The 16,143-nt window shown below is 66.5% G+C and carries 9 protein-coding genes; 2 read left to right on the top strand and 7 right to left on the bottom strand.

What is annotated here, in order from left to right:
• Window positions 1-74: 74 nt before the first annotated feature.
• The 5 genes from ISP17_RS07810 to ISP17_RS07790 form a co-directional block, all read right to left on the bottom strand.
• The gene (locus tag ISP17_RS07810; RefSeq protein WP_404631785.1) at window positions 75-2,114 is read right to left on the bottom strand and encodes a glycoside hydrolase family 13 protein; all 2,040 of its coding nucleotides are present in this window, start codon (window positions 2,112-2,114) and stop codon (window positions 75-77) included.
• Window positions 2,115-2,244: 130 nt separating this feature from the next.
• The gene (locus ISP17_RS07805; protein WP_404631783.1) at window positions 2,245-4,617 is read right to left on the bottom strand and encodes a TIM-barrel domain-containing protein; all 2,373 of its coding nucleotides are present in this window, start codon (window positions 4,615-4,617) and stop codon (window positions 2,245-2,247) included.
• A 44-nt stretch (window positions 4,618-4,661) separates the two neighbouring features.
• Window positions 4,662-6,176: an alpha-amylase family glycosyl hydrolase gene (locus ISP17_RS07800; protein ID WP_404632675.1), complete on the bottom strand. Its 1,515-nt coding sequence runs from the start codon at window positions 6,174-6,176 to the stop codon at window positions 4,662-4,664.
• Between the two features lie 408 nt (window positions 6,177-6,584).
• The gene (locus tag ISP17_RS07795) at window positions 6,585-8,096 is read right to left on the bottom strand and encodes a tryptophan halogenase family protein (RefSeq protein ID WP_404631781.1); all 1,512 of its coding nucleotides are present in this window, start codon (window positions 8,094-8,096) and stop codon (window positions 6,585-6,587) included.
• 113 nt (window positions 8,097-8,209) lie between these two features.
• On the bottom strand, window positions 8,210-11,134 hold the full coding sequence (locus ISP17_RS07790; protein WP_404631779.1) for a TonB-dependent receptor: 2,925 nt from the start codon (window positions 11,132-11,134) through the stop codon (window positions 8,210-8,212).
• A gap of 914 nt (window positions 11,135-12,048) precedes the next feature.
• On the opposite strand from ISP17_RS07790, the gene ISP17_RS07785 reads away from it, so the two are divergent.
• Both ISP17_RS07785 and ISP17_RS07780 read left to right on the top strand, forming a co-directional pair.
• On the top strand, window positions 12,049-13,665 hold the full coding sequence (locus ISP17_RS07785) for an alpha-glucosidase family protein (RefSeq protein WP_404631777.1): 1,617 nt from the start codon (window positions 12,049-12,051) through the stop codon (window positions 13,663-13,665).
• A gap of 7 nt (window positions 13,666-13,672) precedes the next feature.
• Entirely contained in the window at window positions 13,673-14,134 is a 462-nt protein-coding gene (locus ISP17_RS07780; RefSeq protein ID WP_404631775.1) for a GNAT family N-acetyltransferase, read from the top strand.
• Window positions 14,135-14,250: 116 nt separating this feature from the next.
• Here the strand turns inward: ISP17_RS07780 and ISP17_RS07775 are convergent, their stop codons facing one another.
• Window positions 14,251-15,006, bottom strand: coding sequence for a molybdopterin-binding protein (locus tag ISP17_RS07775; protein WP_404631773.1), 756 nt, complete (start codon window positions 15,004-15,006; stop codon window positions 14,251-14,253).
• Window positions 14,999-15,928 (bottom strand): cytochrome b/b6 domain-containing protein, encoded by a 930-nt coding sequence (locus ISP17_RS07770; RefSeq protein ID WP_404631771.1) that lies wholly within the window; start codon window positions 15,926-15,928, stop codon window positions 14,999-15,001. The genes ISP17_RS07775 and ISP17_RS07770 overlap by 8 nt, the downstream gene beginning before the upstream one ends.
• Window positions 15,929-16,143: the final 215 nt, after the last annotated feature.

Below are 16,143 nucleotides of genomic sequence, written 5' to 3'. Positions count from 1 at the left end.
CCGTCCACGCAATGCCGCCACTTCGGAGAACAGGGCCGCATGTGCGGCCCTGCTGGTGTCGCCGTTGAAGATGTTTACTGCGCGAGGATCGCGCCGTAGTGCCCGTTGACGCTCACGCTCACCACGCCGTTCTGCACTGTGTAGTGCGTGCCCGAGAGCAGGTCGGTGACCGTGCTGCCGTTGGTCATGCTCAGCTGCCATACCGGCACGTTCACCGTGTGGCTGGTGCTGTCGTTGTTGAGCGCCACCGCGATGCGGTTGGTGGCGTCGAAACGGCCATAGACATAGAGCTTGTTGGTGTCGTCGGTGAGCAGGCTCATGAACGAGCCGGTGCGCAGCGCGGGGTAGGCGTTGCGGATGGCGGTGAGCTTGCCGGTGAGTGCCACGGCGCTGTTGGTGCTGGTGCCGACGGTCCAGTCGAAGGTGCGGCGATTGTCTGGATCGGCGCCGCCCTGCATGCCGTATTCGTCGCCGTAGTAGATCGTCGGCGTGCCTACGTAGGTCATCTGGAAGATCAGCGCGAGGTAGGTCTTCCAGATGTCGCCGCCGGCGCGGTTGCCGAAGCGGGTGATGTCGTGGCTGGAGAGGAAGTTGCTCATCACCTGCTGCACGTTGGTCGGGTAGTTGGCCCGCGTGCCGTGCAGCCAGCTGTCGAACTGCGAGGCCGGGATCGATGCGCTGCCGCCGCCGTAGTCCTGGCCGGTGATCCACTCCGACACCGGCTGGGTGAAGCCGTCGTAGTTCATCGCGCCGTCCCACTCGGTGCCGTTGGTGGTCCACGGTCCGGCGTTGCCCCAGAACTCGCCGAGGATGTCGGCATTGGCGTTGACCGATTTCACCGCGCTGCGCATCTCGGCCATGATCTGGTGGTTGGTGGCGTCCTTGCCGCCGTTGCCGCCGGCGTCGATGTATTCGGCCGCGTCCAGCCGCCAGCCGTCGATCGAATAGGGCGACTTCAGGTAGGTCTGCACCACGGAACTGGCTGAGCCGTAGATGGCGTTGCGTACCGCCGAGCCGCTGGCGCCATAGTCCAGCTTGGGCATGCTGGAATAGCCGAAGAATCCGGAGTAGGTGTTGGGCCAGCTCTGGAACGTGTAGTAGCCGTAGGTGGGGCTGGACTGCGACTCGTAGGCGCCGGTGATGCTGGTCCACCAGTTGTAGCGGTCGAACCACTTGTGCGTGTCGCCGGTGTGGTTGAACACGCCGTCGAGCACCAGGTAGCCCTTCGGCCCGTTGCTGGTGCTGTGGATGTCCGCGCTCAGCGTCTGCAGCGTGCTGTTGCTGCCGAACGCCGGGTCCACCGTCATGTAGTCCTCGGTGTCGTACTTGTGGTTGCTCGGCGAGAGGAAGATCGGATTGAGGTAGAGGATGTTCGCGCCGACGGTGTTCTTGATGTAGCCGAGCTTCTGGTCGATGCCGGCGAGGTCACCGCCGAAGAACACCGCGGTGTTGCAGCCGCTGACGTTGGCGAACACGCTCGATCCCCATGCGTGCTTTTCGGTGGCGCAGCCGGAGTAGGTGTACTGGCCGTTGGTGACGTCGTTGGCGGTGGAGCCGTTGTAGAAGCGGTCGGGGAAGATCTGGTACATCACGCCGTTCTTCATCCACGCCGGGGTGGTGAAGCCGGGGATGATGAAGAAGTCGCCGGAGCTGGGCTCGGACGAGCTGATGCCGGCGGCGTTGTACCAGGCGGTGGCCGTGCCGTCGGTGATCTTGAAGCGGTAGTACTTCTCCGAGGCGCTGGCCGGAATGGTGCCCTTCCAGTAATCGAAGGTGCCGGTGGCGTCGTTGGACGACCAGCTCATCGCCACGGTGTGGAAGGCGCTGTCGGCGCTGTCGTAGTACTTGATGGTGGCGCTGGTGATGTCACCCTTGAACGTGCGGAAGGTCAGCGTCACCGCCTGGGCGGACGTGGGTTCCACGTGGTTGTCGAACAGTGGGCCCTGGTCGTGGAACAGGCCGTTCCACTCCACGTTGTTGTCGTTGGTGGCGGCGCGTGCCGTGACGGGCAGGGTGCCCACCGCCAGCGTGGCGGCCAGGGCGAGCCAGAGTGCGCGGCGCGCGGTCGTGCGGTGCTGCAATCCCTCCCGGGGAAACTTCCTGCTTGCGAACATCGACCTTCTCCTTCAGTGATGGCCCCGGCCGGCATGGCAGGGGAAAATCGGGAGCAGACGACGCCGTCGCGCGGCCCCCCCGACCGCACGTGTGGTGTATCGACAGCTCCCTCCGAAGGGGCGCGCGGGCTTACATGGGCGCGTGCCCCCAAACCAGCGCGAGGGTTCGCGCCTGCGCGGCGTTCACCCGGACATAGGTGACCGCGCCGAATCGATCGGTGCCGGTGGTCCAGCCTTCGCTGGCGGCGGCGTTGAGAGCATCGAGGCTGGCGGCGTGCGGCAGGGCCCTGCCGTCACCGGTCACCGCCCTGGCTGCGTCGCCGTGCACCTTGAGCAGGTAGAACTTCAGCGCCGGGACGTAGCTGCCCTCGATGGCGCCGGTCTGCACCCGTACGCCGCCGGCCGTGCGCTGCAGCGACAGCGGCTGGCGGAAGTAGGCGCCGCGCTCGTAGGCGTACGTGTCGCCGTCATCGTCGTAGACGTTGAAGCGGCTGCGCTGCGCGGCGGGGAACATCTCCACGTCCACCTGCGTCACCGGATGCTGGCCCACGTAGTCCATCACCGGCTGGGTCGGCACGATGGCGCCGTCGCGCACGAACAGCGGAATGTCGCCCCAGGTCTTCGCGTCGATCGCCAGCGTCACGCTCTGGCCGCCGGCGTAGCGCTTGCCGGTGAACCAGTCGGTCCACGGGCCAGCGGGCAGGTAGATCGTCTTCGACGTCTGGCCCTGCTCGACCACCGGAGACACCAGCAGGCTCTCGCCGAACATCCAGCTGGCCACGTCGTTGCGCACCTTGGGATCGTCTGGCCATCCAAACACCAGCGGGCGCACCAGCCCGACGCCGGTGAGGCGACGCTGGTCTTCGTAGCTATAGATGTAGGGGATCAGGCTATAGCGCAGCCGGATCGCATCGGCGGCGGCCTTTTCGGCGGTCGGCCCGTACAACCACGGCTGGCGCTTCTGGCTGGAGTCGCCGTGCACCCGGAACACCGGCACGAAGGCGCCGAACTGCACCCAGCGCGCGTAGTTCTCCGGCGTCGGCGTGCCCGCGGTGAAGCCGCCGGTGTCCATGCCCCACTGCATCGCACCCACGTCGATGGCGCTCAGCATGCGCGCACGCTGGCCGGCCATGCTGGCAAAGCCGGTGTGGATGTCGCCTGACCACATGCCGTAGGCGTAGCGCTGTGCGCCAAGGTAGAAGTTGCGGCTGATCGACCACACGCGCTGGTCGGTGATGGCGCGCTGGCCGTCGTAGATCGCGCGCTGCATGTCCTGGTGCTGGGTGTCGATGTCGACGTTGTCGGCTTCGTCGTTCCACCAGCCGACGATGCCGGACTGGAACGCGCTCTTCATGTGGTCGAAGAACCACGTCCGCGCTTTCGGATTGGCGAAGTCGATCTCGCGCACCAGCTTGCCGGAGAAATAGTCCTTGGCCGGCTTGTTGCCCTTGAGGAAGTAACCGCTCTCGGCTGCCTCGCGACCCTCGATGGTGTTCACGTGCACCCGCGGCTTCATGATGCCGGTGAGCTTGATGCCACGCGCGTCGAGCATCTGCTTGAGCTTGCCGCTGGGGCCATCGGGAAACTTGGCAGTGTTCCAGGTGAACTCGCCCCAGTCGTTGCCCCAGTCCTTCCAGTCGAAGTCCAGCGTGAAGTTGTCGATCGGGATGTGCTTGGCGCGGTAGGTGTCGACGATCTGCAGCAGCTCCTTCTCGTCGATGCCCCACTGGCTGTTGGTGAAGCCCATCGCCCATTTCGGGAACAGCGGCGTGTGGCCGCTGACCTTGGCTACGTCGGCGAAGATCTGCTTCGGCGCGCCAGCGATCAGGTAGTAGTCCAGGTCCTTGCGCGAGGTATCGCCGGCGGTGATGCGGCTGCCGTCGAGATGGAAGGTGCCGCCCACGGTATCGATCAGCACGCCGTAGCCGGCGGTGCTCCACACCAGCGGCGCACCGGCATGGCCCTGCTCGCCGGCGGTGATGGTCTGCTTGCCGGTGCGCAGCAGGCCGGCGCTGGCGTCCTCGGTGGCGTTGTAGCCGCCGATGCCGTAAAGCGGATCGCCCTTGGCGTGATCCAGCGACAGCTCGCCTTTGGCGAGTGCGCCCAGCTCATGCTGGGTCAGCAGCACGTGCCCGGCCGCGTCCGAAAACTGAAGGCTGCCGTCGCGCGCATCCCAGCGCAGCGTGGCCGCTGCGGTGGATAGTGTGGTGACGCCGCCCGCGGTGCCGGTTTTCACGTCGGTAAGCGCGGCCGGCATCGCCTTCGGGTCGATCACGATGGAGGCGGGGCTGCTTTCGCCGTTGGGCAGCACGTGCACGCGCACGGTGTTCGGCGTGATGAAGCCGATCGCGATGCGGTCGTTGCCGTCGGCGAGGTTGAGGCTGCCGTGCGCCACCTGCGCGGTGAAAGCGGCATCGGCCGCTGCGGCGGACGCCGGCATGATCGTCGTGCCGAGGCAGAGGCCGAGGGCAAGCGTCAGGTGGCGTGGCGTGAAGTGGGACATGCGGAAACCTTGCATCGGGGAACGGGAGAGCGGGATCGCCGGCGTCACTGCAGGATCACCGAGGCGTAAGGCGGCAACACCAGCCGGCGGCCGTCGAGCGTGGCGCCGGAGCCGGTCTGGCGCGCGATCGTGGAGAACTCCTGCGCGCCGTCGCCGAGCGCCACGGTCTGCGCCTGGCCGGAGAGGTTGTGCAGCACCAGCACGCGTTCGCCGGCATCCGCCAGCTGCCAGCCCACCACCTGCGCGTTGTCGCTGGCGAAGGCGGTCAGCGCGCCGTCGCGCAGCGCGGGGATCTGCTCGCGCCAGTGGATCAGCGTCCGGTAGCGGGCCAGCAGTGAATTGGGGTCTGCCAGCTCGGCCTGCACCGAGACGTCCGCGCCATCGTGCGACGTCGAGGGCTTCCAGCGGGTCTCGCCGGCGGCGCGTGCACTGCGCTCCCAGCGCATCGGCTCGCGCAGGTCCGGGTCGGGCTTGACCCCGCGCATGCCCAGCTCCTCGCCGTAGTAGACGAACGGATGGCCGGGCAGGGTGAGCAGCATGGCCGCGGCCGTGCGCATGTGCGCGGCATCGCCGTCGAGCTGGCTCATCACGCGGTTCTGGTCGTGGTTGGTCAGGAACGGCGCGTCGCTGCCCGGCCGGCCGGCGGCGGCCGCGAAACCCGCATAGCGCTGCTGCAGATGCTCGGCGAGGTCGTCGACCCGTTCGCCGCGCGCCGCATCGATCATCCGCGTGGCCAGCGGAAAGTCGAACACGGCGCTCAGCGCGCCATACCACGGCGCGAGTTGCTGCCAGCTGCCTTCGGTGACTTCGCCGACCACGTAGGCGTGCGGGTTCAGCGCGCGCACGCCGCGCATGAACTGCTGCCACCACGCGAGGTTCTTCGCGAGCACCGCGGGGTCGCCTTCCTGCGACTTGAAGTCGAGGTAGACGTGGCGCGCCGCGTCCAGCCGGAAACCATCCACGCCCTTGCGCGACCAGAACTGGCCGACATCGACCATCGCCTGGCGCACGACCGGGTTGTCGTAATTGAGATCGGGCATGCCCGGCGAAAAGATGCCCAGGTAGTGCCGGCCATCCGGCAACGCCTGCCACGCCCTGTCGCCCGCGGCACTGCGCGCGGCCAGATCGGTGTCGGGCGTGGCCCAGCTGTACCAGTCGTGGTGCGGATCGCGCGGGTCCTGCGCGGCGACGAACCACGGATGCTCGTTGCTGGTGTGGTTGATCACCAGATCGATGATCACCTTGATGCCGCGCTTGTGCGCCTCGCTCAGCAGGCGCTCGAAGTCGGCCATGGAGCCGTACTGCGGGTTGATCGCCTCGTAGTCGGTGACGTCGTAGCCGTGATAGCTCGGCGAGGGGTTGATCGGCATCAGCCAGATGCCGCTGACGCCCAGCGACTTGAGGTAGTCGAGCTTGGCGGTGACGCCGTCGATGTCGCCGATGCCGTCGCCGTTGGTGTCGTACCAGCTGCGCACGAAGATCTCGTAGTACACCCCGCTGCTCGCTGCATCGCCGGTGGGCGACGGTGTCGCCGCGGTGCTGGCGGCGGCATGCGTCATGTGGGGCGGAGCGACGCTGCAGGCACTGGCGAGCAGGGTCGAGGCGGCGAGGGCGGCAAGTAGGGCGCGGCGAGGCAAGGGCGGCTCCTGGAACAGCGGGGAAACATCTCTGTACCGGCAGGTCTTCGCGCCGGTGAGGAGAGCGATCGGACGTCCAAATCGGACGCCCGCGATCGCTGTCGATGGTAGGCCGCGTGCGCCTTGCCGCGCCGCTCCTGCATACGTATTCATCCGCGCTGCTGTGCGGTTTTCCGTTGTGCGGTGCGGAATAAGAACGCCGGAATAAAGACACCGGAATGAGAACGCCGCGTCGTCGTGCTGCTGATGGCGGTGGTCAGCATCGTGCTCGCGGTGCCGATGGTCAGCCCGCGGCCGCGGCGTGCACGGCGCGTCCCCTGCTGCTGACGCTCAAGCCTCGGCGCGGCAGTGCCCGGCCACGAACTGCTCGTGTCCGGGGAAGGTCTGCACGGCGCGCTGGATCAGCGTGCGCATGTTGCCCAGGAAGCCATCGAGCTCGGCCGCGGGCAGCGCATCGGCCATCGGGTGGTAACGCTGCGGCTCGATGCCCTGGCCGATCAGCACCTGCAGCCAGCCGACCTCGGTGAACAGCTCCTCGCCGTGCCGGAAGATCTGCCCGCTCTGGCGGAACAGCTCGACCCGTCGCGCCAGGTGCTCGGGCATGCCGATGGCGCGGCAGTGGCGCCAGAACGGTGTGTCCTCGCGCTCGGTGGCGCGATAGTGCAGCACCAGGAAGTCGCGCACGCTCTCGTATTCGAGTCGGGTCTGGCGGTTGTACTCGTCGCTCAGCGCGCTGTCGCAGTGGCGATCGGGGAACAGCGAGATCAACCGGTTGATGGCGGACTGGATCATGTGGATGCTGGTCGATTCCAGCGGCTCCATGAAGCCGCTGGCCAGGCCCAGCGCCACGCAGTTGCGGTTCCAGCTCCTGCGCCGCATGCCGGTGGTGAAGCGGATCATGCGCGGCTCGGCCAGCGCTTCGCCGTCCAGATGCGCAAGCAGGGTGGCGGTGGCCTCGTCGTCGCTGAGGTACTCGCTGCAATACACGTGGCCGTTGCCGTTGCGGTGCTGCAGCGGGATACGCCACTGCCAGCCCGCCGCGCGGGCACTGGCCTGCGTGTACGGGCGCATCGGCGCGACGCGCGCGCTGGCCACGGCCACCGCGCGGTCGCAAGGCAACCATTGCTGCCAATTCTCGTAGCCGCTGTTGAGTGCGCCCTCGATCAGCAGGCCGCGGAAGCCCGAGCAGTCGATGAAGAAGTCGCCGTCGACGATCTCGCCGCTGGCCAGCTGCAGTGATTCGATGAAGCCGTCCTCGGCCCGCAGGCGCACGTCGACAATCTTGCCCTCGATCCGCTGCACGTGGCGCGGATCGCAGGTGCCGCGCAGATACTGCCCATACAGCCCGGCATCGAGGTGGTAGGCGTAGCGCACGCCGGTGAGCGGGCTGCTGCCCACGCGCTCCATGCGGCCGAAGCGCATCTGGCGGCAGGCCTGCGCGTTGATCGAGTAGCTCCACAGGTCCGGCGCAACGCCCTCGCGCCGTTGCCAGTCCCGGAGCCAGTAGTGCTGGAACGGCACCAGCCCCAGCGGCAGGCCGATGTCGCCGAAGGCGTGCAGGTAGGAATCGCCGATGCGCCGCCAGTCGTTGAACTCGATGCCGAGCTTGAGGGTGCCGCGCACGGCGCGAAGCATGGCGTCTTCGTCGATGCCGAGGAACTGGTTGATGTGGCGGATCTGCGGGATGGTGGCCTCGCCGACGCCGACGGTGCCGATCTCGTCGGACTCGATCAGACGGATCGCCAGCGTAGGCCCGAATGCCTTGGCAAGCAGTGCCGCGGCCATCCAGCCGGCGGTGCCGCCGCCGACGATGACCAGGCGCTGGATCGGATGCGACTGCATGGTGTTGCCCTGGTTTCGGTGAAAGCTGCTGGTTAGCGGCTGGCCGGCCGCTTGTCAAAAAAAAGCCCCGTTGGATGTACTCAACGGGGCTGTTGGGGAGGAAGCCTTGCGGCTTACTTGAACTTGTAGGAGACGCCCACCTCGTAACGACGGCCGTAACGCTCCCAAGTCTGAATCTGACGCGGGTCTTTGTTCTGGTACGTGGTGAACACCTTGTTCGACAGGTTGGAGCCCTGCGCGATGATCGTCAGGCCGTCCAGCGGGCCGTGGTCGAAGGTGTAGCTGACCTGCGCGTCATACGTGCTGCCGCCGCCCACCGTCTGCAGGATGCGCGTGGCGCTGATGCCCGACACTTCGCCCAGGAAGCTGGAACGGTAGCTGTCGCTGATGCGCGCCTCGAAGCCGGCGTACTGGTAGTACACCGTGCCGTTGGCGACCCACTTGGACAGGCCCGGCACCGTGATCGGATCCGGGTTGCCCGGATAGACCAGCGAGCTCTTGGTGCGGTTGCCGGTGAGGTTCACGCCGAAACCATTCAGCGCCGGGGTGATCAGACCAGCCGGCAGATTCAGGGTTACCTGGGCGCCCTTCACGTAGCCACGGCCGTTGTTCTGCGGGCCGGACACGGTGCCGAGCGTGGTACCAAGATTGGCAAGATCCGCCGGAGACAGGTTGAACGGCAGGAACGAGCTGAAGTCGTACAGGAACGACGAGTTCGGGTTGATGTAGTCGTGCAGGGCGATGAAGTAACCCGACACGGCGAAGTAACCGCCGCCGCCGGTACGGCACAGGTCCGAGTTCTTGTTGTCGGCCGAGTTGCACGCGAAGCCCGACGAATCACCCGAGAAATAGTGCTCGTAGCTGACGTTGTAGTTGTCGGCCATGGTCGGCTTCAGCTTCGGGTTGCCACCCGAGGCGCTGAAGTAGGACTGGTTCGGATCAGTAGATTGAAGCCGCTGGATGTTCGTGTTGACCGACACACTCGCGTTCATCTGGTCCATGCGCGGACGGGCCAGGGTGCGGGCGGCGCTGACGCGCAGGTCGTCGTCGCTGCTGAACCCGAAGATCAGGTTGGCGCTGGGCAGGTACTTGTTGTAGCTGGTACTGCCGGAAACCGGGATGAGGGTGATGCCGTTGCCGGTGTTCGTACTGCCCGGAGCGAGGCGCTCACCCTCGGCGCTCTGCGAGGTGTGCTGCATCTGCACGCCGAAGTTGCCGCGCAGGGTGACCGTGTTGCCCAGGTTCGTGTCCAGATTGAACTGGAAGTAGGGGGTCAGCACCTTTTCCTGGGTCTTCCAGTCCGGAGGCGTACCCGTGTTCGAACCGAAAGTCGGCACGCCGACGAGGGTGCCGTTGGCGATCATCGCCAGCGGGTCATAGCAGAGCTGCTGGCTGATGCCCATCCACGCCAGAGGGCTGCAGGCGGTGCCGCTGTAGGGCGCGCTCGTGACGGCACTGCCGCCGCTGATCGTACCGCCGCCCAGGGTCAGGAATGTCTGGTCGATATGGTAGGTCTTGTGTCGCTCGCTGTGCGCCACGCCGAACTCCAGGCTGGAGAACGGACCGCTGGCGAAATCGCGCTCCACGCTCAGCTTGAGGTTGGCCAGGTAGTCGACGGTGTGCGGCGCGTTGATGAAGCCCGCCTGCACCACGTCATTGCCGCCGCCCCAGCCCTGCGGGTCGGTCAGCACCACGCCCTGCGTGTAGTCGTACGACGGATTCAGGTACAGCAGGCCGTTGTTCCGCTCGGTGAAGCCGATCGTGTCGGTCGGGCCGGTCTTGTTGAAGCCGGTGCCGGAATAGCTCTCGAGGTTGATGTCGTCACGGGTGGCGCGCGAGTAGTTGCCCACCAGGTCCGCCGACCAGTCATCGTTGAAGTGGAACTTGTTGTCCCAGTTGAAGTTGTACACGCGCGCCGAGGTGGCGTTGTAGTCGTTGCGGATCACCGGGGTGACGTTGCTGTAGGTGCCGCTCTGCACGAAGCCGCCGCCGTTGACATGGGGGTCCGGGATCACCGTGCTGCCTGGCAGCAACTGGGCCGAGCTCCACAGCAGCGGGAACTCCATGCCCTTGGCCTGCTGGACTTCCTTGAAGTTGGTGTACGTCATGTCGATCGTGCCGGTGTAGTGCTCGTTCGGCTGCCACTGGAACGTGGCGAGCAGACCGTTGCGCTTCATCGTGTCGGAGATGCCGTAGTTCTTCGCGCCGCCGACCACCGCATTGCCATTGGCGTCGGTGGGGTAGCCCCAGGGAGCCTGGTGCTGGATCTGCGCGGGGTTCTTCTCGAAATCCACACCCAGCGTGACGCCCACGGTGTGGTCGGCGAACTGGTTCACCCACACGCCGTTGAGGTTGTAGCCCTTATCGCTGACGCCCTGACCCTTGGAGAGCTGCGACTGGCTGTCCCAGATGTAGCGTGCGTTGACGGCAGCTTCCGCCTTGTCCTTCTCGAGCGGGCGGATGGTCTGCATGTCGACCGTGCCGGCCAGGCCCTGGCCGATCAGGTTGGCCTGCGGGCTCAGGTGCACCACCACGGTGTTGAACCAGCTCGACGGGTACTGGTCGAACTGCACGTCACGGTTGTTGGAGGTGGACACCTGCTGGCCGCCGTTGACCAGCGCGGTGGAGAAATCCGGGCCCAGGCCGTGGATGGTCAGCACCTGCGGGCGACCGCTCACTTCCTGCACGGCGAGGCCGGGCAGGCGGCCGAGGGTGTCGGCGATCGACACACCCGGCAGCTTGCCGATCTGTTCGGCGGACACGGCTTCGACGATCGAGTCGGCGTTGCGCTTGACCGCGGTGGAGTTCTCCAGGCTGCTGATGAAGCCGCTCACTTCCACGGCCTGCAGCTTGGTGGCGCCGCGCTTGGCGTCCGTCTTCTTGCCGTCCTTGCCCTGCGTGGACTGGTCGGTGTTCTGTGCGCTGTCGGTGGACTGCGGGCCCGGTGCCGCTGCGGCATCCGCCTGAGCATGCGTTGCCACCATGAACATGGCCGATGCCAGCGCTGCGCTGAGCAGATTGCGCTTGAGATTCAACATGTACGCCTCCCCTTGAAAATCGATTTGATTTCGCCGGGAGTGCCGTTGGATTCGAATCCGGCCTGCCCGTTGCGAACGACGTTATGGATGTGCCGTCGGGGCGGGATGTTAGTCCTGCGTCTAGGCGTGCAGCGCAAACCTGCATACGTATTCATAACAATCCGTCATGCAGCTATCACTTTGTTGCAATTGATATTTTTCCTTGCGGCACTGCGACACGAAATGATGGTGAAAACGCTTCCATCATTGCTGCGCAAGCGTTGTTGTTCTTGATGCGTTGCCGCAATCCCGGGTATTTCCTGTGCTGCCCGCGCGCCTGGCGTACCCGTACGCCGTGACGGATGAAGCCGCGAGCGCGCAGCTGTCGGGCGAGGCGTCTCCGTGCATGCGTGGTTGCCAGGCGGCGTGGAAAGTGCCCCTGCGTATAGACGTTTGGACGTCCAAACGAATCGCCCCGCGCAGGCGACTTCGGCCCCTCCGGAGTGCGTGGCATGGCTGTCGCGCCGCGCCACTTCGACGCGCCAAGTCGCCGCCTCGCGTTCTCCTCCAAACCGTTGTGCGGCGAGAGCTGGGCGGGTACAGGTCCGACGCATTGCTGGTGCCGGACGGGTAAATCCCGACGTACGCGTTTGCGTGCGAAGTCATGTCGCAGGGTTTTCGTGGTCGCGATGATTTCGACCCGACACGTGCGCACCATCCGTCGCGCCGCATGCGGCGGCATGCTTGCAGTACGCGAGTCGATGCGGCGCCGCACCATGCGGCACAAGGGCTGCGGGGCATCGGCCATTTGCCATGAATACGTATGCAGAGTGGTCGGAAGCGGGGGGAGTGGCGATTAAGCTGCCCGCCATCGCTGCCTCGCGCAGCACGCGCGGCCCAACAGGGGGCACCGGCGCGGACGTCGGGATCAATGCATGCACAAGCAACCTTGGTGGCGCGGAGCCGTCATCTACCAGATCTACCCGCGCAGCTTCCTCGATACCAACGGTGACGGCGTCGGCGACCTGCCGGGCATCATCGAGCGGCTCGACTACGTGGCCGGGCTCGGAGTGGAAGCGATCTGGATCTCGCCGTTCTTCAAGTCGCCGATGGCCGATTTCGGCTACGACATCGCCGACTACCGCGACGTCGATCCGCTGTTCGGCACGCTGGACGATTTCGATCGGCTGCTGGCCAAGGCGCACGGGCTGGGCATCAAGGTGATGATCGACCAGGTGCTCAGCCACACCTCGATCGAGCACGCGTGGTTCCAGGAAAGCCGGGCCAGTCGCGACAACCCGAAGGCCGACTGGTACGTGTGGGCCGACGCCAGGGACGACGGCACGCCGCCGAACAACTGGCTGTCGCTGTTCGGCGGTTGTGCATGGCAGTGGGAGCCGCGTCGCGGCCAGTACTACCTGCACAACTTCCTCATCTCGCAGCCGGACCTCAACTTCCACAACCCCGCCGTGCGCCAGGCGATCCTGGACAGCGTGAAGTTCTGGCTCGACCGCGGCGTCGACGGCCTGCGGCTGGATGCGATCAACTTCTGCTTCCACGACGCGCAGCTGCGCGACAACCCGCCCAAGCCGCCGCACGAGCGGGTGGGACGCGGCTTCAGTCCGGACAACCCGTACGCGTTCCAGCGCCACTGGTACAACAACACGCAGCCGGAAAATCTGCCGTTCCTGGAGCAGCTGCGCGCGCTGCTGGACCAGTACGGCGATGCCGCCGCGCTGGGCGAGATCTCGTCGGAGGATTCGCTCTCCACGATGGCCGAGTACACCTCGGGCAAGCGCCTGCACATGGGTTACAGCTTCGAGCTGCTCACCGACGATTTCAGCGCCGCGTACATCCGCGGCACGGTCGAGCGGCTGGAAGCGCAGATGACCGAAGGCTGGCCGTGCTGGGCGATCTCCAACCACGACGTGGAGCGGGTGCTCTCGCGCTGGGGCAACGGCGATGCCTCGCCGCAGCTGGCCAACCTGCTCACCGCGATGGTCTGCTCGCTGCGCGGTTCGGTGTGCGTCTACCAGGGCGAGGAACTGGCGCTGACCGAGGCCGAAGTGCCTTACGAGGCGTTGCAGGATCCGTACGGCATCGCGTTCTGGCCTACCTTCAAGGGTCGCGACGGCTGCCGCACGCCGATGCCGTGGAACGATCGTCCGCACGCCGGTTTCAGCAGTACGTCGCCGTGGCTGCCGGTGCCGGCCGATCACGCCGCGCGCTCGGTGCAGCATCAGGAGGGCGAACCGCAGTCGGCGCTCAAGGGCTTCCGCACCTTCATGCACTGGCGCCGCACCCAGCCGTCGCTGTGCTGGGGCAACATCCGCTTCGTCGATGCAGCCGAGCCGGTGCTCGCGTTCACCCGCACGCTGGATGGCCAGACGGTGTTCGCCGCGTTCAATCTCGGTGCCCAATCGGCGTCGCTGGACGTGTCAGCACTGGGCACGCTGGTGCCACTGGAAGGCCACGGCCTTGTCCAGGGCACGCTCGCTGGTGGCACGCTGCGGTTGCCCGCGCATGCGGTGATGTACGCCCGGGTCGGCTGAGCCGCACGTGGCGTTCGCCATCCGTCTGGACGACCTGTGCAGCGAGGCGGTGCATGCCCTGCTGCGCGAGCATCTGGCCGGCGTGGCGCTGCATTCGCCGCCCGAGAGCATCCATGCACTCGATCTCGATGGCCTGCGCGCGCCCGGCATGAGCTTCTGGACGCTGTGGGACGGCGAGGCACTGGTCGCCTGCGGCGCGCTGAAGGAACTCGATCGCGAACACGGCGAAGTGAAGTCGATGCGCACCGCGGCGGCGCATCTGCGCAAGGGCGCCGCGCGCGCCATGCTGGGGCACATCGTGGCCGAGGCGCGGCGCCGCGGCTATCGCCGGTTGAGCCTGGAAACCGGCACCGCCGCCGCGTTCGAGCCGGCGCATCGGCTGTACGCATCGGCCGGCTTTTCGCCCTGCGGGCCGTTCGCCGCTTACGTGGATGATCCGTACAGCTGCTTCATGATGCTGGAGCTGTAGTCGCCAGCTTCGGTGCATGGCGAAGAGCGTCGCGACTGAAGTCGCTCCCACCGAGGCATTGAGCTTGCGGCTGCTGGTGGAAGGGGGCTTCAGCCTCGACGCTTTCCCGGGATCACTCAAATCCCCGCGTACCACTCGTAGCCGTAGTCTTCCCAGTAGCCGCCGTTGCCGCCGGCGATGTGCGCGAACGAATCCACCAGCTCGATGCGGGCGATGTACTTGGCCTGCTTGTAGCCGAGCTGGCGGCTCACGCGCAGGCGCAGCGGGGCGCCGTTCTTGATCGGCAGCGGCTGGTCGTTGAGGCCCCAGGCCAGCAGCGTCTGCGGGTGGCGCGCCTCGGGGATGTCCACGCTCTCGTAGTACGGCTCGCCGGGGTCCATCTCGTCGTAGCAGTGGAACACCACGTAGCGCGCATTCGACTTCACGCCGACCTGGTCCAGCACGTGCGACAGGCGCACACCGTGCCACTTGCCGATCGCGCTCCAGCCCTCCACGCAGTCGTGGCGGGTGATCTGCGCCACCTGCTCGATCTGCTTGAGGTCGTCGATGGAAAAGCTCAGCGGGCGATCGACCAGCCCGCCGACCTGCAGCCGGTAGTCGCGGAAGCCGTTGGCCAGCAGCGCCTGGTAGGCCTCGGTGGTGGGCATGGCGGTGCCGTTGGAGCGGAACACCGGCGAGAGGTCGGCCTCGGTGTATTCCTTGGCCATCGCGCTAGACGGCGCCAGCAGTGCCTGCACGCGGCGGTTGAGGCCCTGCGCCTTGTTCAGCACCTTCGGGCCCCAGTCGCTCTGCGAGATGCGATCGCAGCCGGCGACGATGATGCCGGCGGTGCCCATGATGGCCATGCGGATGAAGGAGCGGCGATCAGTCATGGTCTTTCTCCGCGTCGGCGGCGATGGTGTCGGCGGGCGGCGTGAGGTCCACCTTGTACCAGCCGGTGAGCATGCCGCGCAGCTGGTTGAACGCGCCGCTGATCAGCACCTCGAACACGTGGATCAGCACGAAGGCCACGAAGCCCCACGCGATGATGAAGTGGATGGTGCGCGCGCTCTGCCGCCCGCCCACCGCCTCCACCAGCGGCGACAGCACCGCGTCCATGCGCGGCGACATCGCCAGCCCCATCAGCACGACGCCGATGCCGAACACGAAGATCACCGTGAGGTAGGCCAGCCGCTGCAGGATGTTGTAGCGCAGCGCCTCTTCACCGTGCGGATGCTTGAACTTGAGGTGGTCGACGATCGAGCGGCCGATGCCTCGCCAGTCGGCGCGCGTGGGAATCAGGTCGCGCTGCAGGTGCTTCTTCGCGATCGAGTAGCCCAGGTAACACAGGCCGTTGAGCACGAAGATCCACGCAAAGAAGAAATGCCACTGCCGCCCCATCGCCAGCCAGCGCGAGCCGGGCACGGTGAGCCACGAGGGGAAGCCGCGTACCTGCGGCGTGCCGTCCGGCCCGTTGGATACGCCGAACAGCCCGGTGGTGATGAACTCGTGCTGGCCCAGCCGGGTGACCCCGATCAGTTGCCCGTTGGGCTCCGTCCGAGCGCCCATGGAGAGGATCTCCTTGCCCGAATCGGAGCGGTTGCCCCAGGACAGGCTCGGATGCGCGTTGAAGATCTGCAGGCCGCTGAAGAACATGATCGACAGGGCGATCACGTTGACCCAGTGCATGATGCGGATCGGCCAGGTGTGGCGGTACACCAGCCGGCTGCGCGGTGTATGGGTGCCGGCAGTCGCGGCGTCCGCGGCGACAACCGGCGGCGCCGGCTCGGCGGTGCTTTCCAGATGCGCGCTCATGCTCTCCCCCCGGACAGGACGGCCGAATCGGCGAAGGCGGCAGTGTAGCGCCGCGTGAATGTGCTCATGTGTCACCCCGTGCCCGTGCTGACGTTGCTTTCGCATACCCTGCCGCGTGCGGCAAGGCGATTCCCTAAGGACATGCCCGGCCGGCGCGACGGCGCCGGTACCGGCCTGGCAGGCACCCATTCGCCACGGTACGAAGGGCGGTTACA

Source organism: Dyella ginsengisoli (assembly GCF_044904665.1).
Taxonomy (GTDB): domain Bacteria; phylum Pseudomonadota; class Gammaproteobacteria; order Xanthomonadales; family Rhodanobacteraceae; genus Dyella_A; species Dyella_A ginsengisoli.
This window is presented reverse-complemented; position numbering and strand designations above follow the sequence as displayed.

Coding starts and splice junctions, on each gene's coding strand:
- ISP17_RS07810 (WP_404631785.1), bottom strand. CDS start 2,114: ATGTTCGCAAGCAGGAAGTTTCCCCGGGAGGGATTGCAGCACCGCACG.
- ISP17_RS07785 (WP_404631777.1), top strand. CDS start 12,049: ATGCACAAGCAACCTTGGTGGCGCGGAGCCGTCATCTACCAGATCTAC.
- ISP17_RS07770 (WP_404631771.1), bottom strand. CDS start 15,928: ATGAGCGCGCATCTGGAAAGCACCGCCGAGCCGGCGCCGCCGGTTGTC.
- ISP17_RS07775 (WP_404631773.1), bottom strand. CDS start 15,006: ATGACTGATCGCCGCTCCTTCATCCGCATGGCCATCATGGGCACCGCC.
- ISP17_RS07805 (WP_404631783.1), bottom strand. CDS start 4,617: ATGTCCCACTTCACGCCACGCCACCTGACGCTTGCCCTCGGCCTCTGC.
- ISP17_RS07800 (WP_404632675.1), bottom strand. CDS start 6,176: ATGACGCATGCCGCCGCCAGCACCGCGGCGACACCGTCGCCCACCGGC.
- ISP17_RS07795 (WP_404631781.1), bottom strand. CDS start 8,096: ATGCAGTCGCATCCGATCCAGCGCCTGGTCATCGTCGGCGGCGGCACC.
- ISP17_RS07790 (WP_404631779.1), bottom strand. CDS start 11,134: ATGTTGAATCTCAAGCGCAATCTGCTCAGCGCAGCGCTGGCATCGGCC.